Source organism: Olsenella sp. oral taxon 809 str. F0356, assembly GCF_000233535.1.
GTDB classification, from domain to species: domain Bacteria; phylum Actinomycetota; class Coriobacteriia; order Coriobacteriales; family Atopobiaceae; genus Olsenella_I; species Olsenella_I phocaeensis.
The window spans coordinates 889,247-916,106 of record NZ_JH376563.1 but is presented as its reverse complement, the minus strand read 5'-3'; the positions used below and the strand labels follow the sequence as shown (position 1 = coordinate 916,106).

The following is a 26,860-nucleotide window of genomic DNA, read 5'->3' as shown; positions in this document are numbered from 1 at the left end:
ATGAGCGCACGGAACGTGACGAAGTACAGCAGGGCGAAGCAGACACCCACGCCAAGGGCCGCGAGGTAGGAGCCTCCGTGGGTGGCGGCGAGGGGGACGAAGTTGAAGGACGACATCTCTATCAGGCCACCCGAGAAGACACCGACGACCCCCAACAGGTTGATCGCCATCGAGAGCAGGGCCGCGAGGGCGGCGTGCATCACGAAGAGCGGCGGGGCCACGAAGAGGAAGGTGAACTCGAGCGGCTCCGTCACGCCGCAGAGCACGGCCGTGAGCGTGGCAGGCACGAGGAGCGCCAGGAGGCGTCGGCGGTTCTGGGGCCGGGCGGTGACGTACATGGCGGCGGCGATGCCCGGCGTCCCGAAGAGCTTGGACCAGCCCGTGGCCGTGATGGCGGCCCAGGGCGCGAGCTCCTTGAGCGGGGCCGTGCTGGCCGCGAGCTGGGGAAGGGCGTTGGCCCAGGCGGCATAGATGCCCCCGCTCACCACTACGTTGTCGTAGTATGCCGGCGCATAGAGGAGATGGTGCAGCCCAAAGGGGATGAGCACCCTCTCGAGGAAGACGAAGGCTCCCACCCCCAGCGTGCCCGCGCCAACGATGGCCGCCTGCAGCAGGCACATTCCTGCCTGGATGCGCGGCCAGACGAGCACCGCCACGCCAGCCAGGGGCAGCATGGCGCAGAACGAGAGCATGTACACGAAGGTCGAGCCCGAGAAGACGCCCAACCACTCCGGCAGACGGGTGTCGAAGAAGCGGTCGTGCAGGGCTATGACGATGCCCGAGACCACGAGGGCACCCACCATGCCCATGTCGAGGGTCTTGATCCCCGCCACGAGGGCGAGCCCCGAGGCGCCGCCGGGCTCCGCGGCGAAGTCGACGCCGAGCTCCGGACCCTAGGCGCCTAGAATCGCACCGACGAAGTAGTTGAAGCTGAGGTAGCCGACGAGTGTCTCCATGCAGCAGCGACTCGCCTGCTTGCGGGCGAGCCCAATGGGCAGCGATGCCGCAAAGAGCAGGGGGAGCTGGTTGAAGACGGTCCAGCCGCCGGCGAGGAGGACCCGCCAGAACTGTCCCCAGGCACTGGACTCCGCGGCGAGGGGACCCATGAGGCTGGACGTGGTGAAGAGCGTGCCAAGGCCTATGACCACCCCCGCGAAGGTGAAGAGCATCACGGGAACGAACATGGCGCCGCCGAAGCGCTGGATCGCCTTCATCATGAGCCGCCGGCCCCCTGCCCCTAGCGCGTCCGACCCCTGTGCCCGGACGTCCACACCTCGAACATAGCATGGGGAGAGGCCCGTCGGCACGAACTCGCGAATCGCAACGACGACGCGCGGCGAGCGGACCGGTCGGCACGTCCTGGCACGTCCTGGCACGTCCTGGCACGTCCTGGCAGGAGCGCCCATGCCCGTCTGGCGGACCGTCTGCCCAGCTGCTACAATCTGCCTGCTACACCTTGCTTGCGTGACTGGGGCGAAGCAAGCCCAGCGCGGCGAGCGCACTGGGGTATCGTCCAACGGTTAGGACACGGGTTTTTGGTGCCTGGAATGTGGGTTCGAATCCTACTACCCCAGCCAACGCGGCATCGGCGGCGGAGGGAAGGCCTCTCTCCGCCGCCTTTTTTGTTTCCTTTTGCCCCCCCGCCCGTCCGCACGATGTGCCCCTGCCCGCACGCACGGTGCCACCATGGACGGGACGAAACGGCAAGGCGAGAGGAGCGCGGCATGCGCATGTTCAAGAACGACTACTCCGAGGGCGCGGCACCCCAGATCCTGGACGCCCTCGTTCGCAGCAACGACGAGCAGTGCGTGGGATACACCGAGGGAGACCCTCACTGCGAGCGGGCCCGCGAGCTCATTCGCGCCGAGGTGGGCCGCGACGACGTGAATGTGGAGTTCTGCATCGGCGGCACCTCGGCTAACGTTGTGGGCGTGACCGGCATGCTGCACGACTGGGAGGGCGTCATCTGCACCAAGGACGCCCACATCAACGTGCACGAAACCGGCGCCATCGCCGCCTGTGGACGCACCGTGCTACCCACCCAGGACGCAGACGGCTTCCTCTCGGTAGAGCAGGCCGAGCAGGTGTACGCGCGACAGACCCTCACCGGGCGGCACATGACCCTTCCCAAGTTGGTCTACATCACCAACTCGACCGAGTTCGGGGGCGTGTGGAGTCGCGAGCGCTTCGACGCCATCTGCGACTGGGCCCAGGGACACGAGCTCAAGGTCTTCGTCGACGGGGCGCGGCTGGGCAGCGCCCTCACCAGCAAGGGCAACGACCTCAGCCTGACGCACATCGCCGAGTGCGCGAGTGCCTTCTACATCGGAGGAACCAAGAACGGCATGCTCTTCGGCGAGGCGATGGTCATCGCCAACCCCGAGCTCAAGCGGAGCTTCCCCTATCTGGTGAAGGAGAGGGGCGGCCTCATGGCCAAGGGACGCCTCCTGGGCGTTCAGTTCGAGGCAGCCTTCGAGCGCGACGGGAGCGGGGAGGCCCTCTACTGGAGGCTGGCGCGGCAGGCCAACACGTGCGCGGCGCGCCTCAGGGAGGGCATGGCCGGGCTGGGCTTCAGGAGCTACCTGGACTCCCCCACCAACCAGCAGTTCTTCGTGGTCTCGCCCGAGCAGGCGCGCGCCTTCGACGAGGCCGTCGGCTCCGAGACCTTCGCCGTCCTGCCCACGGGCGAAGAGGTCATCCGCTTCGTCTGCTCCTGGGCCACGCGACAGGAGGACGTGGACGAGCTGTTGGGGTTTGCTGCGACCCTGGCGTAGCTGTTGGGCGCAGCGGCCGCGAGGGCGTGCTCTTCTCCGCAGCGATGGCGTCTCGCACGTGCGAGGCTCGCAGCGATAGCGCCCGGCGCGCGTCTCTCGGCGCCGGCGGCGTCACGCGCACGTCTCTCGGCGCCGTGCACGCCGAGCGCGTGCGACGGCAGCTCGACGACGTCAAATGCGTCTCTCTCCGCATCGAGAGCGTCGAACACGTCTCCGTTTGCACCGAGAGCGCCCAACGCGCGCGGCGGCGTCGCGCCAACTGGGGCGATGCGGAGCGACAAGACGCGTTGGACGTTTTCGCGCTAATTCGAGACGCGCTGGACGTTGTCGAACAGGAGAGAGACGCATTAGACGTTTTCGGGCGCGCCAGAGACGCGCCGGACGTTGTCGAACAGGCGCGAGACGCATCCGGCGACGTCAACGCTGGACGCGAGGCGCGTCATGCACGCTCAACGCCGCAGGATCCTGGGGGCGGGAGCCCGTTCGGGCCCAGTCCGAAGCCTAGCCCAATCGCCAGCCCTCGGCCTGGGCACGTGCCTCCACGAAGTCGCGGTAGAGCCCCTCTCGCTCCAGAAGCTCCCGGTGCGTGCCCCGCTGCACTATGCGACCCTGGTCCATGACCAGGATCTGGTCGGCCTGCTCCACCGTGGGCAGGCGGTGCGCGATGACCACGACGGTCTTGTCGCGCGTCAGCTCCGTGAGCGCGAGCTGCACCAGCCTCTCGTTCTCGGGGTCCATGCTGGCGGTCGCCTCGTCGAGGATGACGATGGGAGCGTCCTTGAGCAGGGCTCGCGCGATGGAGACGCGCTGGCGCTCGCCGCCCGAGAGGGCACTCCCACCCTCTCCCACCACCGTGTCGTAGCCCTGCGGCAGCTGGCTCACGAACTCGTCGCACCGCGCGCGCCGCGCCGCCTTGACCACCTGCTCGTGCGTGGCCCCCTCGCACCCGAAGGCGATGTTCGCCTCTATCGTGTCGTCGAAGAGGTAGACGTCCTGGAACACCATCGAGAAGTTCTGCAGAAGGCTGTCGCAGGTGAACTCGCGCACGTCGTGTCCGCCCACGCACACCCTGCCGGAGTCGACGTCCCAGAAGCGCGCCATGAGGCTCGAGACGGTGGTCTTGCCCGAGCCGCTCGGCCCCACAATCGCGCAGGTCGATCCCTCCGGGACGTCCAGGCTCACGTCGTGCAGCACCTCTCGCCTGACGCCGTCGCGTCCCTCGTACGAGAAGCTCACGTGCTCGAGGCGTATGTCGTGGCGCTCCGGCACCACGTCCCGCCCGTCCCCGTCGATGAACGGGGCCTTCTCTATGCGCTCCAGGCGGTCGAGCACGTCATCGAGGTCGGCAAACATGTGGGCGGCGTCGGTCAGCCGTCCGATGGCACCGAAGATGGTGGTCGAGAAGAGCGCTATGCCCACGAAGCTCCAGAGCGGCACCTCCCCCGCCAGCGCCCCTGCGGCGGCGACCCCCAGCAGCGCCACCGAGGCGACTTCCAGGATGCCCTTGTGCAGCGCGTTGATGGGCGTGTAGGCCTTCTCTATGGAGACGCGCGTGGCGCTCAGCGCGTCGACGTCGTCCGAGAAGGGCCTCAGCACGGCGCCCGCATGTCCGTAGGACTTCGCCATGCCCAGCCCCCTGAAGAGCTCCACGACCGAGCCGGACAGGCGCTCCTGGTCGGCATGCGCCCGGGCGGCGAGGCGGGCGCTCGCGCGGTTGACCGCCCTCAGGGTGGGGAGGGTAGCCAGGACGGCGCACACCGACACCATGCCGCACCAGGGGCTCACCGAGAAGAGCCACGCCGTGATGACCGCGGCAGAGAGGTAGCCGCCCACCGCGGCGTCGGCCTGGCGCACGCCCTCCAGCTCGAGGGTCGAGAGGTTGGTGGTCACGGTCGAGAGTATGTCACCTGTGCTCACCCGCGAGAAGTATCCCAGGGGCACGCGCTTGAGCACGTCGCCGACCTCTATGCGGACCTCCGGCGCGCGCTCGTAGCCCACGCTCTCCTGGATGCGGTTCTTCGCGTAGGAGACCGCGAAGCGCAGGAGCACGCAGGCCAGGATCGCGAGCGCGCTCTGCCACACCAGGGAGGGGTCGGGCGGGGCTCCTCCCTGGGCGTCCTCGACCACACGCCCCATGGTAAGCGCCGCCACGAAGGCGGGCGACGCGATGGCAATCGCGCTCAGGACAGAGATGGCCATGCCCAGGTAGACGCGCCAGCCATACGAGCCACACCACGCGACGATCCTCCTGATGACCCTCAGCATGACCGGTCATCCCCCTTCTTGTCCGACGCTTCCGAGGCACCCGCTGCACCGCGCGACCCCGCCGCCCAGGAGCTGGCCCCCACGTGCGCCTGCCACATGCCCCGATACAGCTCGCAACCCTCCAGGAGCTGCTCGTGGGTGCCACGCGCAACTATCGCCCCCTCGCTCACCACGGCGATCTGGTCCGCCCCCGTGATGGTCGAGAGGCGGTGCGCGATGACCACCAGGGTCTTTCCCCTGGCCAGACGGGCCACCGAGGCCTGAATGCGCGCCTCGTTCTGGGGGTCGGCGAAGGCAGTCGCCTCGTCGAAGACGACGATCGGCGCGTCCTTGAGAATCGCCCGCGCGATGCAGATGCGCTGCCGCTCCCCGCCCGAGAGGGCATGGCCCGCCTCGCCCGCCGGCGTCTGCCACCCCTGGGGCAGGCGAGAGACGAACTCCTCGCAGCTCGCGGCCCGTGCGGCAGCCAGGACCTCCTCGTCCGTGGCGCCCGGCCTCCCCAGGCGCACGTTGTCGAGCAGGGTCCCTGCCAGCAGGTAGTCGTCCTGCGACACGTAGCTCACCAGCTCCGAGAGCTGGTCGAGCGGCATGTCGCGCACGTCTCGCCCACCTATGCGCACCGAGCCCGCAGTGACGTCCCAGTGGCGGGCGACGAGCCGCGCGATGGTCGACTTGCCCGAGCCGGAGGGGCCAACCAGGGCCAGGAACTCGCCCTCCCCCACCTCCAGGTCGACGCCGTGCAGCACCTCGTCGCGACCTTCCCCGTACGAGAAGCGCACGCCCTCGAGGACGAGTCCCCGCCCCCGCACGTCCGCACGGGCGCTGGGCTGGGGGAGCTCGGGAAGGTCGAGGAACTCCCTCGCGTCCGCGATGGCGTAGGAGACGTTGTTGGCGACGTTGAAGCTGGCGCCCAGGTAGGTGACGGGCATGACCACGGCCAGGGCGAGCACGCAACAGAGGGCGAACTGGGCGGCGTCGAGACTGCCTTCGAGGTAGAGCGCAAGGCCGGCGGGCACCACGCCCAGGAGCGTGGTGGGAATGACCGCCAGGGCGAGGTTCTGCGTGACCCAGGTCGCCTTGAACCATCCCAGCGTGTAGTCGCGAAACGCCCGCACGGCGTCCGCATAGCGCCTGTAGGACCCCGAGGTCTGGTTGAAGGCCTTCACCACGCGGATGCCCTCTATGTACTCGACCATCACGCTGTTGACGTGGTCGCTCGCCTCCATGTAGCCGGCGTACATCCTGTTGTAGCTGGCAAAGCCGCTCGCGAACACGAGGAAGCCCACGGGGACGGTCGCCGCGCAGGCCAGGGCCATGCGCCAGTCCACCGCCCACAGCCACGCGAGGATGCCCAGCGAGAGCAGCAGGTTGCCCGTGAGCTCGGGGATCATGTGGGCGAGAGGCACCTCGATGGACTCGATGCGGTCCACGAGCAGGTTTTTGAGCGATCCCACGCCCTTGGAGGTGGCGGTGCCCAGCGACGCGCGCATGAGCTTCCTCGCCACGTCGTAGCGCAGGTCGGCCAGGATGGTGTAGGCGGAGATGTGCGAGAGGAGCGTGGAGCCCGCGAAGAGCAGGCGTGTGGCGACGTGGGCCACGACCGCCACGACGAGCCAGGGCACGACCCCGTCCCAGCCGCCCCCCAAGAGCACCACGTCGAGCACGCGATAGATCGCATAGTAGGGCACCAGTCCCGCCCCCACGCTCAGGAGCGAGAGCAGCACCGAGGCCGCCATCTTGCCCCGGCAGCGTCCAGCGTACGAGAGGAGCGTGGAGACCCAGCCACGCGTGTCCCTTCTCCGTCCCTTTCCGCCCCCACCGTCAGGGACGCCAATCCTGCCACCGCTTCCGCTGGCCTCTGCCATACAGGCACCTCCATCGCCTCAGGAAGCCCGCCGACGTCTGCGGCGGGACAAGGAATCCGTCCTGACAGGGAACTCTATGTGCTTGGAGCTGGCACTTCCGCCCCATGTGGCCTCGAATGGCCCGTCCGGACAGGAAAGTTCCCGGGCCTGTGCCGCGACACGTGCCCTACTGCCCCCGGCGGTAGGACGTGGGGGTGAGCCCCATGACCGCCTTGAAGGCCGCGGTGAACTTGGACGGGCTGTCGTAGCCCACCTGGGCGCCGATGGCCGCGACGGACAGCTTGCCCGACCGCAGCAACGCGGCCGCCCGCTCCATGCGATACGAGCGCAGGTAGGCATAGGGCGGCAGGCCGAAGACGCCCTTGAAGCAGGCCTTGAAGGCCGTCGTCGGCATGCCGACGCAAGCCGCCAGCTCTCCCACGGTATGGATGCTCATGAGGTCCGCCACCATGATGCGGCGGGCCTCCTTGACCTTCTGCACCTGCGCGCACGTGAAGTACTCGACGGCATGGCAGGACTCGTCGTACTCCAGCTGCGAGAGCAGGAGCAGCAGCTCGAGCGCCCGGAGGCGGGCGAAGGGCCTGCGGATGGCCGGGCGCACGTGGTAGAGACCCGCGAAGACCTCCTCCGCCTCCGTGAAGTCATGCAGCACGTAGGGGCTCCCCCCGCGGCAGAATCGGCGGCGGAGCTCCGAGACGTCCGGGGCCTGGTTCCCGAGAGCCTCCCTCACGCCGTCGCTGCAGGCCGCGACGTCGAAGCCGATGCTGATGCCGTGGTAGTGCTCGACGGGGAAGACGTAGTTCCCCGCATGGTGCGAGATGTCGTCGAGCTTGAGGTCACCCGCCGAGGTGTAGGAGTAGGTCCCGCCGGGCATGAGCTGCTCGAGGCGCCCCTCGCGGCAGTGGTTGACGCTCAGGTAGTCGGAGCTCCGCGAGAACCCCGAGTAGCACTCGGCCATGTGGAAGTCGTTGTAGGTGAGAATGACGCCGGGCATGACCTCGTAGAAGAGCATCGACCCCGTGCCGGAATCGCTCTTCACCGTGATGCGGCAGCCCTCCCCCTCCCTGCTCACGCTCATGTTGTCGGCCTGGTCGAGCTCGTCCATCAGGAGCCGCATCGCGTCGTCCCCGTCACCCCGCCATTCCATCGCCCCGTCCCTCCAGCCTGAAGACCCGGTCGCAGCACCTGTCAAGAAGCTCCCAGTCGTGCGTCGCCACGAGCACGGCCGTCCCCGCGTCAGCGAGCCTCCTCATGAGGGCGCTCACCTCGATCATGTGACCGAGGTCCAGGCCGCTCGTCGGCTCGTCGAAGAGTGCGACGGGCCTGCCCGAGAGCATCGCGCAGGCTATTGCCAGGCGCTGCTTCTGACCGCCGGAGAGCGACATGGGGTGTCGCTCGGCGAGGTCCGTGAGGTCCAGCGACCGGAGCACGGCGTCGACGCCACCGTACTCCCCACGGTCGTCCAGGTCCCCGCGCGCCCGGCAGGAGAGCTCGCACTCCCCGCGCACGCTGTCGCTGAACAGCTGGTGGTTGACGTCCTGCATGACCATGGAGCAGCGCCTGCGCCGCCTGCGCCCCGACTGCGGGACGCCGTCGAGCGTCACGCGGCCCTGGGTCCGTCGCTCGAGGCCGGCCAGGGCGCGCAGGAGGGTGGACTTGCCGGCGCCGTTGGCACCCACGATTCCCGTGACCATGCCACGGGGAGCGTCGAGGCTCAGGGGAGAGAAGACCTGCCTGCCATGACGCAGCACGGAGAGGCCGCGAAGGGAGAGGCCCTCTCCCAGCGCCGGGGCGTCCTCGGACGGCACCGGGGCCACGTGGGGCGCGGGGACCTGGCTCGGCAGCGTCGCCCTCAGCCCCAGGGCCAGCCTCTCTCCCTCGGTGAGGGAGGCGAGCTCGCCCGCGCCCATCTCTCGCACGATGCGTCCGTCCTCGACCAGGAGCGCCCTGGTGACGAGGTCAGAGAGGAAGGCCAGGCGATGCTCGGCCACCACGACGGTCTTGCCCCGCGCGAGGACGGCGGCGATCTGGTCGTGGAGCACCGACGTCGCCCGTTCGTCCAGGTTGGCGGTGGGCTCGTCCAGGACGTAGAGCTCCGGGTCGGCCACGGCGACGGAGGCGAACACGAGCGCCTGCCTCTCTCCCCCGCTCATGCGGGACACGTCGCGGTCCAGGAGGCGTTCCAGCCCCATGTCCGACACCACCTCGCGCACGCGCGCGGCGATGCGGGCCGCGTCGGTCCCGCGGTTCTCGAGGCCGAAGGCGAGCTCGTCGGTCGACGTGAGGTGGTAGAACTGGGACCTCGGGTTCTGGAAGACGGATCCGACCACGCGCGCGAGCTCCCAGGTCTCGCACGACAGGGGCTCCATGCCCAGGACGCGTAGCTCGCCCGTGCGCTCGAGCCCCGGCTCGAGCGCGGGGACGAGGCCGTTCATGCACTTGGTGAGGGTGGTCTTGCCGGAGCCGGAGCGCCCGCAGAGCAGGACGCACTCGCCGGGCCCGACGTCGAGGCACACGTCCGCCAGGAGGGCCCTCTTTCCTGCGAGGCAGCCGACGTCCCGCAGCGACGCCACGGGGACCGGCGCGCTCACAGGAGCACCCCGCTGCGCACCACGGCCACCGCGAGCGCCGCCGATGCGAGCGCAGCCCAGTCGGCCATGCGCATGCGCAGGCCCTCGGTGTCCGTCACGCGCGAGGGGTCCTCGATGCCCCGGCACACCGCCGCACGCGAGAGGTCGTCGGCCGTGTTGGTGGCGCAGACCATGAGGGGCACCACGAAGGCCTCGAGGCGCTCGAGAGGAGGGATGTCGCGCAGGGCCATGGCGTCGCGGATGTGGCCGGCGTCCCGCACGAGAGTCGGGAAGTAGCGCAGGGTGGTGGAGAACGGAATGATGAGGGGCTCGGGCGCATGCAGGGCACGCAGCGCTGCTGCGGCGCGATGCACGCTGCACTCCGCGACGATGAGGGCGCAGCACATGCCGCACAGGAAGACGGAGCGTGCAAGCGAGAGGGAGTAGGTGAACGCCGAGACGAACACGATGCCCAGCCGGGCCAGCACGAGGTCGAGCGTAGCGACCACGACGACATACGTCACGACGGAGCGCACGGCGAGCGCCGCATGTCCGCAGGCCGCCTGGAGGAGGGCAAGCACAAGGACGAGGGTCGCCTCGAGCCACAGGGGAAGCCCGAGGAACGAGAGCAGCGTCGAAGCCACGAGGAGCCCCAGGAGCGTGCGCGGGTCGAGCCTCAGGAGCCCGCCGCGCCCCTCTCCCCCATGCCCCTGCCGCGAACGCGAGGTGGCAGGGAGTCCCACTATACGAGCCCCGCCCTCTCGAAGTGCTTCCTGAACAGCGCGCGCGTGAGCAGGGAGCCAAGGCACGCGCACGCGACGGTCGCCCCTATGCAGGCCGCCATCCAGATGGGGTCGGAGACCGAGACGAGCTGCGCGACGTACTCGGCCGGCATGCCCGCCTGCGCGATGTGGGCCGCGAAGGCGTCGTGGAAGAGCCAGATGGGCAGGGGCGACCCCAGCCAGCCCAGGGAGAAGAACGCGAAGGCGACGGCGTTGCCCAGGTAGCGCTCGTAGTGGGTCAGGTAGCGCGCGAGCTCCGCCAGGAGAGCGCCGCCCACGAAGAGCCCTACGATGAGGGGCGTGAAGCTGCCTGTGAGGGTGATGAGGCACATCACCGAGCCCATGATGAGGATGGCGAAGGGCTTCCGCACGCGCGAACACAGCAGCATGAAGGGAACGGACCCCAGGATGGCTGCCATGGCGGGGAAGAACGCCCAGACCATGGGGTGGATGCCCGAGACGAACATGGGAATCATGGTCAGCGCGAAGTAGAGGGCCGTGAAGATGCCGATGGTTATGAGGTCGCGCCCCTTGAGGCCCAGGTCTGTGGAGGGGGTGGTGGAGGCGGCGCCGGCGTTTGCGTCGCCGTTTGCGGGTATGCGTGCGCTCATGAGTCTTCCTTTCCGAGAAGCCCTGCGAGCCAGCCCGATGGGACTCGCAAGGAGTTAGCTTAGGGTTACTGTTGGAAGAGCGTAGCATCTTGCCTCGCACCTCCCTAGTCCGTTAGGACGCGAATGGTCCATTTGGACAGGAAGCGCGAGTAGCTCGCACGCGGAGGCGCTACGAGTTGCTTCCTCGTTCTCCGCCGCGGGGCCTGTCGCGGGGGCGCCCGACGCATGCCACTCGACGCCGGCGGCGTTTCGTGCGCGCCACTCGACGCCGTGCACGCCGAACGCGTGCGATGGCGCCTCTGCGACGTCCAATGCGCCTCTCTCCGCGTCGAGAGCGCCGAACGCGTCTCCGCTTGCGCCGAAAGCGCCCAACGCGCGCGACTGTCGCGCGCCAACTGGGGCGATGCGGAGCGACAAGACGCGCCGGACGTTGTCGCGCGAACTCGAGACGCGTTGGACGTTGTCGAGCAGGCGAGAGACGCGTTAGACGTTGTCGGGCGCGCCAGGGACGCGCTGGGCGTTGTCGGACGTTGTCGAACAGGCGAGAGACGCGCCGGACGTTGTCGCGCGAACGCGAAGACGCGCCGGGCGTTGTCGACGCTGGACGAGAAACGCGTCGGACGCTGTCGAGCGAGCGGCCGCAGGCCCGAAGCCGAGCCCCTCTCGCCCAGCCCCTGCCCTGCCTGCCCTACGCGCTCTTCATGATCACGGAGCGCACGACGCCCGCCGCGGCGTCGCAGGCGTCCAGGCAGCCCTCCATGCGATCGAAGACGCGCATCCAGCCCACCACGTGGCCGCGACGCGCCTCGTCCAGGGTGTCGTCGTGGAAGAGGTTGCGCAGGCCCTGCTCGTAGACGTTGTCGCCCTCGTCCTCGATGTTGCCCACGGCGATGGCCTTCTCCATGACCACGGGGTCGCTCTTGTAGTCGGACAGGTGGTCGAACATCACGCAGAGCTCCTTGATGGCCTGCAGGGTGAGCTCGGCCATCTGCCGCGCCTCGACGCGGGTGCCACTCATGTTGAAGAGGTCCAGACCCGTGCAGACGCCCTCGATGTAGTCCACGATGTCATCCATCTTGAGGGCCAGGTCAGAGATATCGTTGCGATCGAAGGGGGTGATGAAGGAGGCATAGAGCTCCTTCATGATCTTGCGCACGTGCTCGTCCGAGCACCCCTCGTGGAGCTTCATGGCGGGAATCATGGTGATGGAGTCGGGGTAGCCCTCGACGAACTTCACGTAGTCCTCGGCGGTGGCAAGGATCTCGGTCGAGAAGTCTCTCAGCAGGGTGTAGAACGGGTCTTCCTTCTTGATGCGAGCCATGTCCCTCTCTTTTCTGCGCGTGGTCCGTTGGTCGTTGGAGGCCCGGCTGCCGCTCGGGCCACCGGTCAATGCGTGCCCCTAGAAGAGCACGAGGAAGAGCCGGGCGAGGAGGTACCCGATGAGCCCGCAGCCCGGGAAGGTGAATACCCAGGTCAGGACCATGTCCTTGGCGATCGCCCAGTTGACGGAGCGGACGTTCTCGGCCGCTCCGGCACCCATGATGGCCGCCGTCTTGGTGTGCGTGGTCGAGACGGGAAGGCCTGTGAGCGTGGCGACGAGCAGTGACGCCGTGGCGCTGATGGACGCGGCGAAGCCCTGGTACTTGTCCAGCTGCACCATGCTCATGCCCACGGTCTTGATAATCTTCTTGCCACCCACGGCGGTGCCCAGGGCCATGACGCCGGCGCAGAGCACCTCGATCCACAGGGGGAAGCCGCCCACGTCCGAGACGCCCATGTTCGCGGCGAGCGCGATCGCCACCATGGCGGTGGACATGAACTTCTGGCCGTCCTGGGCACCGTGCATGAGGGCCACGCCCGCGGCGCCGACCACCTGCATGCGGCCGAAGAAGTCGTTGGCGCGACGGCGGTCGGCGTTCCTGCAGGCAACGGGGATCAACTTGGCTATGCCCCAGCCTGCCAGGTAGCCCAGGACGGTGGAGAGGACCAGGCCATAGACGACCTTGACCCACTCGCCCATGTTGACGCCGCCCAGGCCGCCGTGCACGGCGAGCGCGGCGCCGGTGAGGCCGGCGATGAGGGCATGGCTCTCTGAGGTGGGGATGCCAAAGACCCAGGCCCCCACGCCCCAGGCCACGATGCCCACCGTGGCGGCGGCGAGCGCGATGAGGGCGGCGTGCGTGTCCCCGCCGAAGTCGACCATGCCGCTCATGGTGTCGGCCACGGCGGTGGAGATGAACGACATCGCCACCAGGCCCACGAAGTTGCAGACGACGCTCATCGCGATGGCCTCGTTGACGCCGATGGAACGCGTGCCCACCGGCTCGGCGATGGCGTTTGCGGCGTCCGTCGACCCGTTGACGAAGATGGTGCCCAGGATGAGCACCATCACGACCGCCAGGAAGGGGTTCGAGGCGAGTATCTGCAGGAATTGGGGGAAGCTGATCATGGGTCACCCTTCTGTCGGGTCAGGCAGACGCAGGCGGCGCAAGGCGGCCAGCTCAACCGCCCTGGTGACCTGGAGGTGTAACCATGCCCCAGCGGCACCAGGTCAGATTATATAGCCTCGGAACGGACCGTCGCGCCAAGGACCGCAAATGCAGGGACGTCCCCGAGGACGGCTAGAGTGAGCAGGACCAACGCAGGTTCTCGTCGTCCGCCTGGGCCACCACATCGGGGACGAGCGAGAGGCGCCCGGCCTCCCAGCAGCGGTGCTCGCGCACGACGGAGGCGGGGACGCCGGCCACGGTCACGTCGTCGGGCACGTCGTGGAGCACCACGGCGCCGGCCCCGACCTTGGAGCCGTTGCCTATGCGAATGTCGCCCAGGATGGTGGCGCGCGCTCCGACCATGACGTTGTTGCCCAGGGTGGGATGCCGCTTGCCCGCATGCTTGCCCGTCATGCCCAGGGTGACGCCCTGGTAGAGCATCACGTCGTCGCCTATCACCGCCGTGGCACCGATAACCACGCCCATGCCGTGGTCTATGACGAAGCGGCGGCCTATTGTCGCAGCGGGGTGGATCTCGACCCCGAGGCGACGGCGCGTGCGCTGCGAGAGGTAGGTGGCAAGCCTGCGCGCACCGTGCTCCCAGAGCCAGTGGTTGCGCCGGTACGACCACACAGCATGCAGGCCCGTGGCAAAGAGGACGACGTCGCGGGCGGAGGTCGCACTGGGGTCGCGGTCGAGCACCGCCTGGACGTCCTCGCGCAGACGCTCGCGCAGGGTCAGGCGCGGCCGGTCCTGCGCGGCGGCGCCAGACGCCACGGACCCGCGGGTACCGGCGAGCTGGTGGCCTGCCTCTATAAGTTCCATGATGTCCCTCTCCCCCGACCTTGCCTTGCGCGCTCCCACGTGCCTCGGTCCCCGTCGCGCTGGGCCTCCCCCGAGGCCCGTTCACGTGCCTGGTAGGACGCCAGGCGCCGGAGTCGCAGGCGCGGCTCCGGCAACCACCCCCTAGAGCTCCATCGAGAGGTAGCGCTCGCCCGTGTCGGGCAGGATGGCGACGATGACCTTGCCCGCGTACTCGGCGCGACCGGCGAGCTCGACTGCCGCCGCGACCGCCGCGCCGGACGAGATGCCCACCAGGAGCCCCAGCTCGTCCGCAAGGCGCTTCTTTGTCTGGATGGCGTCGTCAGAGCTCACGGGAAGGACCTCGTCCACCACGGAGGCGTCGTAGTTCTTGGGGACGAAGCCCGCCCCGATCCCCTGGATGCGATGACCGCCGGCCGGCTTGCCCGCCAGCACCTGCGACTCCTCGGGCTCGACGGCGATGGCGCGGACGTCGGCCCTCCGCTCCTTCAGGTAGCGCGCGGTGCCCGAGATGGTCCCGCCGGTGCCCACGCCCGCGACGATGGCGTCCACCTTTCCGTCGGTGTCGGCCCAGACCTCGGGGCCGGTGGTCTGGTAGTGGGCACGGGGGTTTGCCGGATTCTCGAACTGACCGGCGATGATGGAGCCGGGGATGCTGGCGCGCAGCTCCTCGGCACGGGCGATGGCGCCCCTCATGCCCAGTTTGCCGGGGGTGAGCTCGATGCGCACACCGTAGCTCGCGGCGAGCTTGCGGCGCTCGACGGACATTGTCTCGGGCATGACCAGGATCATGTGGTAGCCGCGCGCGGCGCTGAGCATGGCCAGGCCGACGCCGGTGTTGCCGCTGGTGGGCTCGATCACGGTGCCGCCGGGGCGCAGGCTGCCGTCGGCCTCGGCCGCGTCGAGCATGACTCGGGCGACGCGGTCCTTCACGGAGCCGCCGGGGTTGGTGGCCTCGTACTTGCCCAGGATGGTGGCCTTGCCGCCGGCAAGCACCGACAGGTCGACGAGCGGGGTGCCGCCGATGAGGGCGTCGATCTTCTCTGCGTAGTTCATGGTTGTTCCTCTCGGATCGAAGGGCGCTTGGTGCCCCTGGTGGTGTGGCTTGAGTTGGGTCCGTGGTAGGAGCTGGGTTGGGTCGCGACCCTCATGGCGCGTGATGCGTTCGCATCTGCCACGCCCCGCGTCCTGCCGACATAAAAAAGCGGGGACGCAGCACGTCTCCGCTCGATTCGCGATCTGTCGCCGAAGTCCTGCTCCGGCAGTTGGGTCGTTCCGGACTATGCGCGGGCGACCCGACATCGACGTCGAGGGAGACGTGGGATGGAACGACAACAGGCGCAGGTAATGATGTGAAGGCTCTGGCTCACGCTCGCTCCCCTCCCGCCCGCTCGGGCACGTCGCTGCGGCATTTTGCTGCGGTGCCTAATTCCTAGTATGACAGTAGGTATTAAAGGACTCGACAGGAGCTTCGTCAAGCGAGAACGGCGTTTTCCCATCGCGCGCAATACATTCGTAACACGCGGGGCTGAGCGAGCGGGCGGAATCCACGATGGGGGGCTCGCCGGGGTACTGGCGGCGCGGGCTGGCATGCAGTGCCGGCTGGCATGCAGCGCGGGCTGGAGTACGGCGCAAGCTGGCGTGCGACGCGAGCGAGCCTGCAGGCACAATGGCGCTGGAGGTACGGACGGGCATGGGATGGTGACAGCATTCTGTGAGATTTGCTGTCTCCTCTCCCCGAATCCTGGGCAAACGCGAAAATCGCCCGCATTCTGCGCAAAATGCTGTCGTCCAACCCGCCACGCGACCTGCCGGCCGGTCCGTCATCCAACCCGCCATGCGACCTGCTGGCCGGCCCGACACCCCACGCCGGCGCCATCATCTAGACTCAAGCGAGAAGTGACACGACCTCGGGAGGAAAGATGCTCGCCAAGCCCCGGCTCCTCGCGCTCGACATGGATGGCACCCTGCTCAACTCGCAGAAGCGCGTCTCGCCTCGAACGCTCTCTGCCGTGCGAGAGCTGGCGGACTCCGGCGTCGTGGTCGCCCTCTCGACCGGACGGGGCCTGGCAGAGATCGCGGACTACTCCCGCGAGCTGGCCTTCCTGACCCATGCCTCGCTCGACAGCGGCGGCCTCGTCTATGACCTGCGGGCGAGGCGACAAATCCACCTCTCCCCCATCCCTCGGGAGGAGCTCGTGGCCTGCCTCGACGCAGCCGCCGCGCAGGACGCCATGGTCCACCTGGCGACCTGCGCGCTCTCCGTCGTGCAGCGGGGGCTCATCGCCCGCTGCCCCGAGTTCAACGTGGGGGTCTACCGCCCCATGTTCGAGCGCAACTACACGGAAGTGGACGACCTGCGCTCCTACGCGCTCGCGCACGCGGACGAGGTGGTGAAGGTGGACATCCACCACCACGACGCCGCGGCACGCGATCGCAGCCGGGCCACCCTCGAGGCGACCACCACCCTTGCCCTGGCAGACGCGGAGGTCGGCTCCCTCGAGTGCACGCCGCGAGGCGTGAACAAGGCATCGGGGCTCAGGCGCCTCTGCGAGCTCCTGGGCGTGCCCATGGAGCTCGCCGTGGCCGTGGGCGACGACGACAACGACCTCGCCGTGCTTCGCGCCGCCGGCATGGGCGTCGCCATGGGCAACGCCAACGAGCGCGTCCGCACGGCCTGCGACCTGGTCGTGGCGGACTGCGACCACGACGGCATCGTCGAGGTCATCGAGCGACTCTTCTGAGGGACGCGACCACCTACCAGATGCCCAGCAGGTGCTGGGACACGAGACTCATGGCTATGATGCCGACCCAGCAGCAGAAGCCCAGGGCGATGGGCTTGCCCCCAGTGCGCACCAGCTTGACCACGTCGGTGTTGAGGCCTATGGCGGCCATGGCCATGACGATGAGGAACTTGCTCAGGGTCTTGAGCGGCGCGAAGGCACTGGCGGGGACCCCGGCGGTCGCGGCGACGGTGGTGACGAGCGACGCCACGACGAACCACAGCAGGAACATGGGGAAGGCGCGCCTGAGGCTGAAGGAGCTGCCTTCGCCACCCCGCTCCCTACGGGCGCGCAGCAGCGCCAGCACAAGGGTGATGGGGATGATGGCCAGGGTGCGCGTGAGCTTGACGGTCACCGCCTTGTCCAGCGTGGCAGTGCCCAGCCCATAGAGCGAGTCCCAGGTCGAGGCGGTGGCGGTGACGGAAGAGGTGTCGTTCACGGCCGTGCCGGCAAAGATGCCGAATGCCTCGCCGCTCGTGGTGCTGAAGCCCAGCGCCGCCCCGATGGCAGGAAACACCAGAGCCGCGATCAGGTTGAAGAGGAAGATGACCGACATCGCCTGCGCGACCTCGGCGTCATCCGCGTCCACGACGGGCGCGGTGGCGGCGATGGCCGACCCGCCGCAGATGGAGGAGCCCACGCCGACGAGGGTCGAGATCTTGCTCGGCACGTCCAGGAGGCGGTGCATCGCATAGGCCACGACGAGCGAGGTGCCGATGGTCAGCACGATGATGGGCAGCGACTGGGCACCCGTCTGGAGCACGACGCGCAGGTCGAGGCCGAAGCCCAGGAGCACGACGGCGGCCTGGAGCAGCTTCTTCGAGGTGAACGAGACGCCCGCGTCAAGGCTGCCGCACTCCTTCAGGAAGAGTGCCACGACCATGCCCGCGACGATGGAGAGCACGGGCCCTCCCACGACGGGGACGGCCGTCCCCACGATCCAACAGGGAATGGCGATGGCCAGGCAGAGGAGGATGCCCCTGCCGTTCTCTCTGGCGAACTGAGTCATGCTCGTGCCTCTCTGACTGCGGGCGCCACGGAGGCGGGTGCCACGGGACCGTACCCCACGACGCCATGCCCGCTCGGCTACAAAACCTCGATAGCGTACACCCAAGCCGAGCCCGGACGACGTGCGCCAGCACAAACCCCATCCAAAAAGGGAGAGGGGCGACCGCCACGGCAGCGCGCCCCTCTCGTCCGCTTGGCCCCCATGGCCGCCTATGGTCGAAGCCCCCTTGAGAGGCCCTACTCCGCACCCTCCAGAAAGCCGCCGGTCTGGCGGTTCCAGAGGCCAGCGTACTCGCCGTCCGCCTCGACCAGCTCGTGGTGGGTGCCGTCCTCCACGATCCTGCCGTCCGAGAGCACGACGATGCGGTCCAGCGACGCCACGGTCGAGAGGCGATGCGCGACGACGATGGCGGTGCGTCCGCGCATCAGGTTCTCGAGCGCGCCCTGGACCAGCGCCTCCGACTCGGAGTCGAGCGCACTCGTCGCCTCGTCCAGGACCAGGATGGGCGCGTCCACCAAGATGGCGCGGGCTATGGCCACGCGCTGGCGCTGTCCGCCGCTGAGCTTGACGCCCCTCTCGCCCACCATGGTGTCCATGCCCTGTGGCAGGCGGTCTATGAACTCGAGGGCGTTCGCCTCGGCGGACGCGGCGCGAATCTGCCCCTCGGTGGCGTCAGGCCGGCCGTAGGCGATGTTCTCCCTGATGCTGCGGTGGAAGAGCAGGGCCTCCTGGGGCACGTAGGCGACCTGCTGGCGCAGGGACTGCTGGGTGCAGCGGCTCACGTCCTGGCCGTCCACGAGCACGCGGCCCTCCTGAACGTCGTCCAGGCGCAGGAGCAGCTTGGTGAGGGTTGTCTTGCCGGAACCCGAGCGACCCACGAGCCCGACGCGCTGGCCAGCGGGGATGTGCAGGTTGAGGTCGCGGAAGACCTTGTCGTCCTCCTGTGCGTCGGCGTAGTGGAAGCCGATGTGCTCGAAGTCGATGTCACCCTCGCCCACCACGAGCGCGCCCGCGCCCTCGTCGTCCGCCACGAGGGTGGGCTCGTCCAGGACGCGCGTCATCTCGGCCGCGTCACCCAGGGCGCGGTTGATGCGCTGCATCATGGAGTTGAAGTAGTTGAAGCGCATGGTCAGGTTGTAGGTATAGGTGAACATCATGACCAGGGTGCCCGCGCTGATGCCAAACCAGGCATTGCCGCCCGACACGAAGATCGAGACCACGAACATGATCACCGTGATGAGCGCCGAGGTCGTGAAGCCGCGACGCATGGTGGCGCGCATGTTGGCGTTCTCGGCCGCCATGGCCTCGCGGTCGGCCGTGGTGAAGGTCTGGCGCTCGAAGTCCTCGCGACCGTAGGTCTTGACGGCCAGGATGTTGGTCACGGCGTCCGAGAGCACGCCCGAGAGGCGGTTCTGGGCGGTCGACGCCTGCGCGGCGAGGGGAAGGATGCGCTTGTACATGCGATACGCCAGGACCACGTAGACCACGAGCATGACCATGAGGATGGCCACGAAGCTGGGGGCCACCGGCGCGAGCATGCCCACGGTGAGCACGATCGAGGCCAGCGTGGGGTACAGGCTGTAGGTCACCACGTCGACGAGGCCCGAGTAGCCCGAGACGAAGCGTGAGGTCTGGCTCACCAGGCTACCCCCGAAGCGGCTGTTGTGGAAGGTCATCGACTGGTTGGAGAGGGTGTCAAAGCAGAGGCGCGAGAGCTGGTAGTTGCCGTTTATCTCGAGCTGGTAGACCGAGAGGTCCTGCAGCTTGGAGAGGGTCTGGCCCAGGGCGTTGACCAGGAGGAGGGCCAGGATGTACGGGCCGAACACCGAAAGGACCTGGTCGGGCGCGACGGGCGAGGCCTGAACGCGGTCCACTATGAGGCCCATCACGTAGGTGTTGGCAAAGGTGAGAAGGGCGGTGTACCCCACCGAGCTGACCACCGAGAGCGCGAAGGCACCGGGACGCTGGCGGGTGACCCACCAGAAGTAGTGGAGCGTGCGCCTGATGGTGCCGCGGTCATTGGAGTTGGTGGTGCTGCGAAGGCCCATGTGCTGCTCCTGCTTGCGTCGGTCGGGAAGGCTCGCGCACGAGCCTTCTGGCAGGATGCCCATTCGGGCGGGTGCTTATGCCCAGGACGAAATCTCTAGATGACCGTGCGGCGCGCCTGGGGCGGCCGCAGGGAGCGTCAAGCCGGCACGCTGGCATCCCAGCTGCCGCTTGCGGCGAAGCTCCGCCTGCATCGGAGTGCTGCCCACATCGGAGCGCTACCTGCATCGGAGCGCTTCTTGCGGCGGAGTTGTATGCGGTTTTCTCGCCTGAAAAACTACCGCAATCGGATGGGGCTTTCTATTTGCGCAGGTAGATGAGTCACTTGCATATTTCATTGTTTGTGAGAACCGCATACAACTCCAAAACCGCACGCAGCTTCCGGCTGCGGTGTCCGGCTGCGACGCGTGCCCAACGCGATGGACATCCCCGTAGACCATCCGTGGACTAAGCCGGAAAACGGCTTGGAAAAGGAAAGCAGGCCGGAGAGGAAACGACCCCTCCGACCTGCGACTTTACATGGAGCCAGCAATCAGACTCGAACTGATGACCCCCGCTTTACGAGAGCGGTGCTCTACCAACTGAGCTATGCTGGCAACCCTATGGCTGCCTTGCAGCAGATAGGATACTACATGGAATCCCTCGCCCTTTTCAAGCGCGAATCCCGCATTCTCTCGCTCCGGCACGCGAATCCCACCCAAGGCAGGCGCGACCTGCGCTAGAGCAGGCGCAGCACCCCGCGCACCAGGCGCTCGAAGTCGTCAGCGTGCCTCTCCGCCGCCTCGAGCACGCTCTGGTGGGACATCTTGGGGTCGCCGCTCTCGTTGGACGCCAGCGTCATGCCCAGGACGTTCATCCCCAGGGCGTGCGCCAGGATCACCTCGAGCGCCGTGGAAAAGCCGGTGTACGAGACATCCATCCCTCTCAGCATGGCGACCTCGGCAGGGGTCTCGAAGCAGGGCCCCATGACGCCGGCAAAGACGCCCTCCTCGACAGTGATGCCCAGGTCGTCCGCCACGCCCCGTGCCAACGTGCGCAGGTAGGGCGTGTAGGCGTCGGTCATGCCCACGAAGGGGGTCTCCACGTCGCGCAGGTTGGAGCCAGCCAGGGGGTTCTGCCCCGTGAGGTTGACCTGGTCGGTCAGGATGCCCAGGCCCACATGGGCGTTGCCGGGCACGGCACCCGTGGCGCAGGCGAAGAAGATGTCACGGCAGCCCAGGCGGTGCGCATGGCGCACCAGCGCGGTGACCTCCTCGGCGCTGTAGCCCTGGTACAGGTGGATGCGTCCGGGATACACGACCACGGGGACCCCGTCGATGGTGCCGATGGTGGCCTCGAAGCTGTGCCCCCTCACGGGCCGGGCGTCCCTGGGGAAGCCCTCGATGTCGTGATAGTCAATCCTGCGCACGGGCTTGACCAATGCGGCAAGGTGGCCCAGGCCGGTGCCCAGGACGATCGCGACGGGATGCTCCACGGAGGGCTTGCAGCTCTCCACCATATCCTCGCTAACCACGCAGACTCCCTCCCTCCGGAGGAGACGGGCAAACACGCCGTCGCCCTCGGCCAACGTATGGGTGTGTGTTCCATCGTAGATTACGCCGGAGCCGCAGGAGGGGCTCTTTGCCTTCAGTATGGCGAGCGGCGGCAATCCCCCGCGGGCGTCCCAGGGCGCGCTGGCGTCGCAGCGAGCCGACGAGAGGCAGGACGCGGCACCATGCTCGAACTCCTCCGTCACGTCGGTCCCGTCCGAGAGGAGCACGCGCTCCCCCAGCAGCTCGGCCGGAAGCCGCGGGACAGGAAGCCCCGCCGCTCGCTCGGGGCACACGCCGATGGGCTCGACGCCCGGCCTGGAGCAGAGCTCGCACACCGCGGCATCGAGCTTCGACCCACCGTCGAATCGGCAGGGCACGCCCCGCAGGCACTCGCTCACGACCACACGCATGAGGGCCCCTCGTCCGTAAGGGGCGGGCGAGGCCCGAAGGCCCCGCCCGCAGCGTCAAATCCTTGCAAAGTCCGCGCCCGACGCGCCCCTCGCGCTACGCGTTCAGCCCGGAGATGCTGATGCTCGCGTTGCTGAGCAGACCGTTCACGAAGTCGGTCCACTGCGAGGCGCCCTCGGAGGCGGCTGCGGAGTACTTCTGGTAGGCCACGTAGTAGGCCGCCCGCGCGGCCTCGTAGGTTGCGGAGTCGTTGGTCACCGTGTAGTCGGCGAGCGCGGTGGCGTAGGCGCCGTCAGAGGACTTCCAGGCGTTGGCGTCACTGTCCCACTCGTCGCCGGCGAGGCCGATAACGTACTGGGCGTAGGCCGCGGTGGCGTCCTCCTCCTTGCCCGCCTCGGGCTTGTCGGGGGCCGTGGGCTGAGTGCCGGCGTCGGAGGTCACGACCTGGCTGCGGAGCTTGGCGAGGCCTGCGGACTGCGTGACCATCTGCTTCACGGAGTCGGCGTCCATGCCGTAGCTCGAGGCGATGCTGTCGTAGTCCGTGGAGCCGATGTACTGCGTGGCGAAGGCGTCACGGTCCTCGTCGCTCACCTCTATGCCGCGCTTCTTGACCTCATCGGCAAGAATCTGCGAGCGGGCTGCGGCCAGGACGTTGTCGGCGGTGGGCATCGCGTAGCTGCCGTCGTCCTTCTTAGCGGAGTCGAGCGAGGTCTGCGACGTGAGGACGTCGCGGGCGCTCAGGTCGTGGCTCTTGCCGTCGTAGACGTAGGTGGCGACGGTGGTGTCGAGCTCGGACTCCTGGAGGGTCTTCTTGCCCAGGGCGCTGCCGGAGCCCCCGCCCAGGAGGAACTTGCCCACCAGGATGCCCAGCACGACGCAGGCAACGGCGACGGCGATCCAGGCCGGGACGCCGAGGGTCGCCAGCGCCGCGGCGGGACCTGCCTGCCCCTCCGCGGCACCCGACGCGACCTTGGCGTCCTTGGCGTCCTTGGCGTCCTTGGCGTCCTTGGCGTCCTTGGCGTCCTTGGCGTCCTTGGCGTCCTTGCCCTGCGTCTCGACGTCCTTCTCCTCGTTCTTGTTCGCCATACGCGAACCTCCTTGAATCCTGCGGCCGCCCTCGGGGCTGCCGTCCGTTTGCACGTCGCCCGACGCCGCCTACCTGGCCAGCGCCGCCGCGATCTGCTCCGAGAAGCTCCTGATGTAGCCCCTGCCGTTCTCCGCGTCGAAGCCCACGCGGGCGGCGAGCGCGTGGCTGGTGGCCTCCGAGAGCTCGCCGTGCGCGAAGTCCAGGAGGCAGGCCAGCATGTCACGGTACTCGGGGTCGCCGTGGTAGCACTGCACCGCCTCGTCCAGGAGCGGCCACGCCTCGTCGGACATGCGCGCGCCGGTGGCCCCGAGGCGCGCGAGGAAGCGGAAGGCCGCAAGACGTACGGTAGCCGAACCCTCGTCGAAGAGGGACGACTCCGCCCCCTCGAAGGCGTCCGTCACCGCATTGGCATCTACCTGCACCATCTCTGAGAGTGCCGAGAGCACCTCCCAGCGCGTCTGCGCCTCGGGACGCCCAAGAGCCTCGATGAGCTTGCCCACATGGGGTGTCAGGCGCTCGGGGCTCACCCTGGCAATGGACTCGATGTCGTGGGCCGCGTCCTGTCGGCTGCGACGGCTCGCCGCCGACAGCTGGTCGACGAGAACCGCCAGGGCCGCCGCGGCCTTCTCTTCCTCAGTGGATTCGGACATGCGCACTTCCCTTCTGCTACTCGGCAAAGCCGTCCACCATGACGGTGCCGCTCTTCGTATCCTGGTGAATCTCGATGAATCCCAGCTTGGAGGCCTCGCGCAGGAGGTTGCTGAACGAACGGTAGCCGTAACTGCGCTCGCTGAACTGGGGGCGCTTGCGCTTCATGGTGTCCTTGAGGCGCGAGGCGAGGACGGCGCTGTCGCTCTCGCCCTGGAGGGCGTCGATGGTCTCGAAGAGGAGCTGGTAGGCCTCGTGTCTCTCCTTGGGGACCTTCTGCGAGTAGTCGGGGACGCCTCCCTGGCTCACGATGTCCTCGTAGAAGATGAACTCGTCGCAGACCTCGGCCAGGAGACTGCTCGTGGACTCCTTCATGCCCACGCCGATCACCGTCTTGCCGAACTCCTTGAGCTTCGAGACCAGGGGCGAGAAGTCGGAGTCGCCCGAGAGGATGGCAAAGGTGTCGATGTGGTCCTTGGTGAGGCACATCTCGACCGCGTCCACGGCCAGACGGATGTCCGCCGAGTTCTTGCCGGTGTAGGCGCGGTCGGGGATCTCTATGAGTTCGATGCCCAGCTCGTGCAGGGGCGTGATGGCGTCGTCGAAGCGCTGCCAGTCGCAGTAGGCGCGCTTGGCCGTGATGCGGCCCTTGTCCACCAGGCGCTCGAGGATGCGCTTGACGTCGGGACGGGGGCCGGGATCCTGGTGGCCGTTGCGACGCCTCTTGCCCGTGCCAAGGGCAAGGTTCTCGTAGTCGATGAGGACCGCCATCGACCTCTGGGTCAGTTCGTTCATGTGGGGGACCTGTTCCTTTCTGCGCGATGCGGGCAGGTCTTGGGCCCGGCACGCGTGCGTGTTGGCACTAGGGGTGGGAATGCGACGCCGTCGAACGGCGCAACCCGGCCCCAACTGCCCTTTTATACCCAAAAGTCAGGCGAGAGTAACCCGGGGCGTGGCTGGCGCCCCGTCCCAGTCGCGGCAGGGCCTTCTCCCGGGCTCCCCTACTCGTGGTGATGGTGCCCGTGGCCGTCGCCGTGACCGCAGCCGCACTCCCCGTCGCCATGGTCGTGGCCGCAGGAGCACCCGCCGTCCTCGCAGTCGCAGCCGTCCTCGTCGTGGGCGGGCTGCGCCCGGGACCAATCGAGGCCCGCCGCCGCGCCCGCCTCCTCCTCGGCATAGAGGAGCGAGAGCGCCTGGGTGCCCAGACGCGAGCCGTCCACCTGGCAGAGGAGGTCGAAGAGGTTGAAGGCGGTGTCGGTCGAGGGAAGCGAGATGCCCATCTGCTCGGCCTCGTAGAGGGACAGCCTGAGGTCCTTGAGCAGGTGCTCGGCCATGAAGCCGGGCTTCCAGTCGCCCGCGAGGGCCTTGGGCGCCAGCATGTCCATGGCAACCGAGCCGCCCATGCCCGAGCCCACGGCCTCCAGCATGGTCCGCTCGTCCAGGCCTGCCGCCTCGGCGAGGGCCATGGCCTCGGCATAGCCCATCATGCAGGACGCGAGCGAGACCTGGTTGCAGTGCTTCGCCGTCTGGCCCATGCCGGCCCGGCCGAAGTAGAAGACCTTGTCAGAGAAGCACTGGAGGAGCGGCAGCACGGGAGCCGCGGTCCCCTCGTCCGCGCCCACGAAGAGCGTGAGCGTGCCGGCCTCGGCCCCCGCCTGACCTCCCGTGACGGGGCAGTCGAAGGCGTGCTTGTCCTCGACCTCGGAGGCGTCGTGGATGTCGCGGGCGAGCTCGGCCGCGCTGGTGCTGAGGTCGATCAGGTAGGCGCCCTTCCTGCTGGCGCGGATGATGCCGTCGCTTGCCAGGTAGACGTCCTCCACGTCGGAGGGATAGCCCACCATGGTCAGGACCACGTCGGCGTCCCTTGCGGCCTCGGCGGGGCTCGAAGCCCAGTGGGCGCCCCTCTCAACCAGCGCCCTCGCCTTCTCGGGCGTGCGGTTGTGGACGGTGAGGTCAAAGCCCGCGTCCAGGACGTGCCCCGCGATGGGAGCCCCCATGATGCCGGTGCCGATGAGGGCGACCCTCTTGATCTTGTTCGTCATGCGTTCGTGCCTTTCTGGCATGGGCATGCCACCAGGCACCTCGGGCACCCGGTGGCAGCGAACCCTGCGATCGTGCGCTAGCCCTCCTCGGGGCCGCGCGCACCCTTCTTCACCTTGCGGGCGATGCGGTCGGTGAGGGAGATCTTCTCCCTCCGGTCCTTGCCCCAGAAGACCAGCGCCACCATGCCGGGCCCCACGTGCGCGCCCAGGATGGGCGACACCGTGCTATGGATGATGGTCAGGTCCTCGCAGCCCTTCTCCTTGCGAATCTGGGCCTCGAGCCAGTCGGCGTCCTTCTGGGCGTCGGTCGACACGATGCCCACCGGGAGCGACGTGTCGTGGGCGTAGTTCTCCCTGAAGTCCTGGACTATGGCGCGCAGGGCCTTCTTGCGGCCGCGGCACATGCCGCGCAGGGAGAGGGCGCCGTTGAGGTCGTACGAGAGCTCCGGCTTGATGTCCAGCTTGCCACCCACGTTGGCCGCCGCGGGCGGGATGCGCCCACCTGCGGCAAGCGTGTCGAAGCTGTCCAGCGTGAAGTAGCCATGGATGAAGTAGCGCGCGTCCCGGGCCCACTCGTAGAGCTCCTCCGCCGTGAGGCCCAGGGACGCCTGGCGCACCACCTCGATGGCCAGAAGCTGGCCTGCCGCGGAGTCGCAGCGCCTGTCCAGCACGTAGAGCTCGAAGTCGGGATACCTCTCGCGGATCATCTGAGCCGCCTGGCGGGCGGAGTCGATGGAGCTCGAGAGCCCGGCCGGAAGCCCCATGTAGATGGTGGGCAGCCCCTCCTGTGCGGCGCGCTCGAAGACCTCGAAGTAGCGTCCCGGCGTGACCGCCGCGGTGTGGAAGCGCGCGTCCGGGTTCTTGCGCATGTGCTCGTAGAACTCGTGCGGGTCCTGCTCCTGCCAGCGGTCGTCCTGGTGCTCGACGCCGTCGGCGTCCACGTAGCTGAAGGGGATCACCTCGACGCCCAGCCGCTCGGCGACGCCGGTGGCGAAGTCCGCGGTGGAGTCCATGATGATCTTGACGTTGCGCTTCTGATGGTAGGCCCTGCCCACGTTCCTCACGTCGGCCGGCGCCTCCGCCGTCTTCCCGTCCTTGGGTGAGCTCTGATCGCCCTGGCTCATGCG

At 68.3% G+C, this 26,860-nt stretch carries 20 protein-coding genes, 2 tRNA genes and 1 pseudogene; 3 read left to right on the top strand and 20 right to left on the bottom strand.

Annotated features, from left to right (window positions below):
* Positions 1-194: 194 nt before the first annotated feature.
* A pseudogene (locus tag HMPREF1008_RS10775) lies at positions 195-1,184 on the bottom strand (PTS transporter subunit EIIC); the annotation flags it as partial.
* A gap of 318 nt (positions 1,185-1,502) precedes the next feature.
* Here HMPREF1008_RS10775 and HMPREF1008_RS04150 point away from each other — a divergent pair.
* Both HMPREF1008_RS04150 and HMPREF1008_RS04145 read left to right on the top strand, forming a co-directional pair.
* Positions 1,503-1,577, top strand: a tRNA-Gln gene (locus HMPREF1008_RS04150).
* A 147-nt stretch (positions 1,578-1,724) separates the two neighbouring features.
* Positions 1,725-2,774 carry a low specificity L-threonine aldolase gene (locus tag HMPREF1008_RS04145; protein WP_009278583.1) on the top strand — a complete coding sequence of 350 codons (1,050 nt, stop codon included), beginning with the start codon at positions 1,725-1,727 and terminating at the stop codon, positions 2,772-2,774.
* A gap of 501 nt (positions 2,775-3,275) precedes the next feature.
* Here HMPREF1008_RS04145 and HMPREF1008_RS04140 read toward each other — a convergent pair.
* The 10 genes from HMPREF1008_RS04140 to cysK all read right to left on the bottom strand — a co-directional run bounded on the left by HMPREF1008_RS04140 (position 3,276) and on the right by cysK (position 15,234).
* On the bottom strand, positions 3,276-5,039 hold the full coding sequence (locus tag HMPREF1008_RS04140; protein ID WP_009278581.1) for an ABC transporter ATP-binding protein: 1,764 nt from the start codon (positions 5,037-5,039) through the stop codon (positions 3,276-3,278).
* Positions 5,033-6,904: an ABC transporter ATP-binding protein gene (locus HMPREF1008_RS04135; protein WP_009278580.1), complete on the bottom strand. Its 1,872-nt coding sequence runs from the start codon at positions 6,902-6,904 to the stop codon at positions 5,033-5,035. The genes HMPREF1008_RS04140 and HMPREF1008_RS04135 overlap by 7 nt, the downstream gene beginning before the upstream one ends.
* A 166-nt stretch (positions 6,905-7,070) precedes the next feature.
* Positions 7,071-8,021, bottom strand: coding sequence for an AraC family transcriptional regulator (locus HMPREF1008_RS04130; RefSeq protein ID WP_040656946.1), 951 nt, complete (start codon positions 8,019-8,021; stop codon positions 7,071-7,073).
* 13 nt (positions 8,022-8,034) lie between these two features.
* On the bottom strand, positions 8,035-9,495 hold the full coding sequence (locus HMPREF1008_RS04125; RefSeq protein ID WP_009278578.1) for an ABC transporter ATP-binding protein: 1,461 nt from the start codon (positions 9,493-9,495) through the stop codon (positions 8,035-8,037).
* On the bottom strand, positions 9,492-10,217 hold the full coding sequence (locus HMPREF1008_RS04120; RefSeq protein WP_009278577.1) for an energy-coupling factor transporter transmembrane component T: 726 nt from the start codon (positions 10,215-10,217) through the stop codon (positions 9,492-9,494). The genes HMPREF1008_RS04125 and HMPREF1008_RS04120 overlap by 4 nt, the downstream gene beginning before the upstream one ends.
* Positions 10,217-10,867, bottom strand: a complete 651-nt coding sequence (locus tag HMPREF1008_RS04115; RefSeq protein WP_009278576.1) for an MptD family putative ECF transporter S component — start codon at positions 10,865-10,867, stop codon at positions 10,217-10,219. Before HMPREF1008_RS04115 ends, HMPREF1008_RS04120 begins: the two co-directional genes overlap by 1 nt.
* 688 nt (positions 10,868-11,555) lie before the next feature.
* Positions 11,556-12,188: a DUF47 domain-containing protein gene (locus HMPREF1008_RS04110; protein ID WP_009278574.1), complete on the bottom strand. Its 633-nt coding sequence runs from the start codon at positions 12,186-12,188 to the stop codon at positions 11,556-11,558.
* A gap of 78 nt (positions 12,189-12,266) precedes the next feature.
* A complete protein-coding gene (locus HMPREF1008_RS04105; RefSeq protein WP_009278573.1) occupies positions 12,267-13,316 on the bottom strand; it encodes an inorganic phosphate transporter in 1,050 nt (349 codons plus the stop codon).
* Positions 13,317-13,488: 172 nt separating this feature from the next.
* A complete protein-coding gene (gene cysE, locus HMPREF1008_RS04100) occupies positions 13,489-14,181 on the bottom strand; it encodes a serine O-acetyltransferase (RefSeq protein ID WP_009278571.1) in 693 nt (230 codons plus the stop codon).
* 141 nt (positions 14,182-14,322) lie between these two features.
* Positions 14,323-15,234, bottom strand: a complete 912-nt coding sequence (cysK, locus tag HMPREF1008_RS04095) for a cysteine synthase A (protein ID WP_009278570.1) — start codon at positions 15,232-15,234, stop codon at positions 14,323-14,325.
* 866 nt (positions 15,235-16,100) lie between these two features.
* On the opposite strand from cysK, the gene HMPREF1008_RS04090 reads away from it, so the two are divergent.
* Positions 16,101-16,922: an HAD-IIB family hydrolase gene (locus HMPREF1008_RS04090; protein WP_009278569.1), complete on the top strand. Its 822-nt coding sequence runs from the start codon at positions 16,101-16,103 to the stop codon at positions 16,920-16,922.
* A gap of 13 nt (positions 16,923-16,935) precedes the next feature.
* Here HMPREF1008_RS04090 and HMPREF1008_RS04085 read toward each other — a convergent pair whose 3' ends face one another.
* The 9 genes from HMPREF1008_RS04085 to HMPREF1008_RS04045 form a co-directional block, all read right to left on the bottom strand.
* Entirely contained in the window at positions 16,936-17,970 is a 1,035-nt protein-coding gene (locus tag HMPREF1008_RS04085; RefSeq protein ID WP_009278568.1) for a YeiH family protein, read from the bottom strand.
* 236 nt (positions 17,971-18,206) lie between these two features.
* Positions 18,207-20,018, bottom strand: a complete 1,812-nt coding sequence (locus tag HMPREF1008_RS04080; protein ID WP_009278567.1) for an ABC transporter ATP-binding protein — start codon at positions 20,016-20,018, stop codon at positions 18,207-18,209.
* Between the two features lie 518 nt (positions 20,019-20,536).
* Positions 20,537-20,612: transfer RNA gene (locus tag HMPREF1008_RS04075), tRNA-Thr, on the bottom strand.
* Between the two features lie 122 nt (positions 20,613-20,734).
* Entirely contained in the window at positions 20,735-21,958 is a 1,224-nt protein-coding gene (locus HMPREF1008_RS04070; RefSeq protein ID WP_009278566.1) for a purine-nucleoside phosphorylase, read from the bottom strand.
* Positions 21,959-22,052: 94 nt separating this feature from the next.
* Entirely contained in the window at positions 22,053-23,042 is a 990-nt protein-coding gene (locus tag HMPREF1008_RS04065; protein ID WP_009278565.1) for a hypothetical protein, read from the bottom strand.
* 69 nt (positions 23,043-23,111) lie between these two features.
* Positions 23,112-23,693: a hypothetical protein gene (locus HMPREF1008_RS04060; RefSeq protein WP_009278564.1), complete on the bottom strand. Its 582-nt coding sequence runs from the start codon at positions 23,691-23,693 to the stop codon at positions 23,112-23,114.
* A gap of 16 nt (positions 23,694-23,709) precedes the next feature.
* The gene (locus HMPREF1008_RS04055; RefSeq protein WP_009278563.1) at positions 23,710-24,486 is read right to left on the bottom strand and encodes an NYN domain-containing protein; all 777 of its coding nucleotides are present in this window, start codon (positions 24,484-24,486) and stop codon (positions 23,710-23,712) included.
* Positions 24,487-24,692: 206 nt separating this feature from the next.
* Positions 24,693-25,733 carry an NAD(P)-dependent oxidoreductase gene (locus HMPREF1008_RS04050; protein WP_009278562.1) on the bottom strand — a complete coding sequence of 347 codons (1,041 nt, stop codon included), beginning with the start codon at positions 25,731-25,733 and terminating at the stop codon, positions 24,693-24,695.
* Between the two features lie 77 nt (positions 25,734-25,810).
* A complete protein-coding gene (locus tag HMPREF1008_RS04045; RefSeq protein ID WP_009278561.1) occupies positions 25,811-26,857 on the bottom strand; it encodes a DegV family protein in 1,047 nt (348 codons plus the stop codon).
* Between the last annotated feature and the right edge of the window lie 3 nt (positions 26,858-26,860).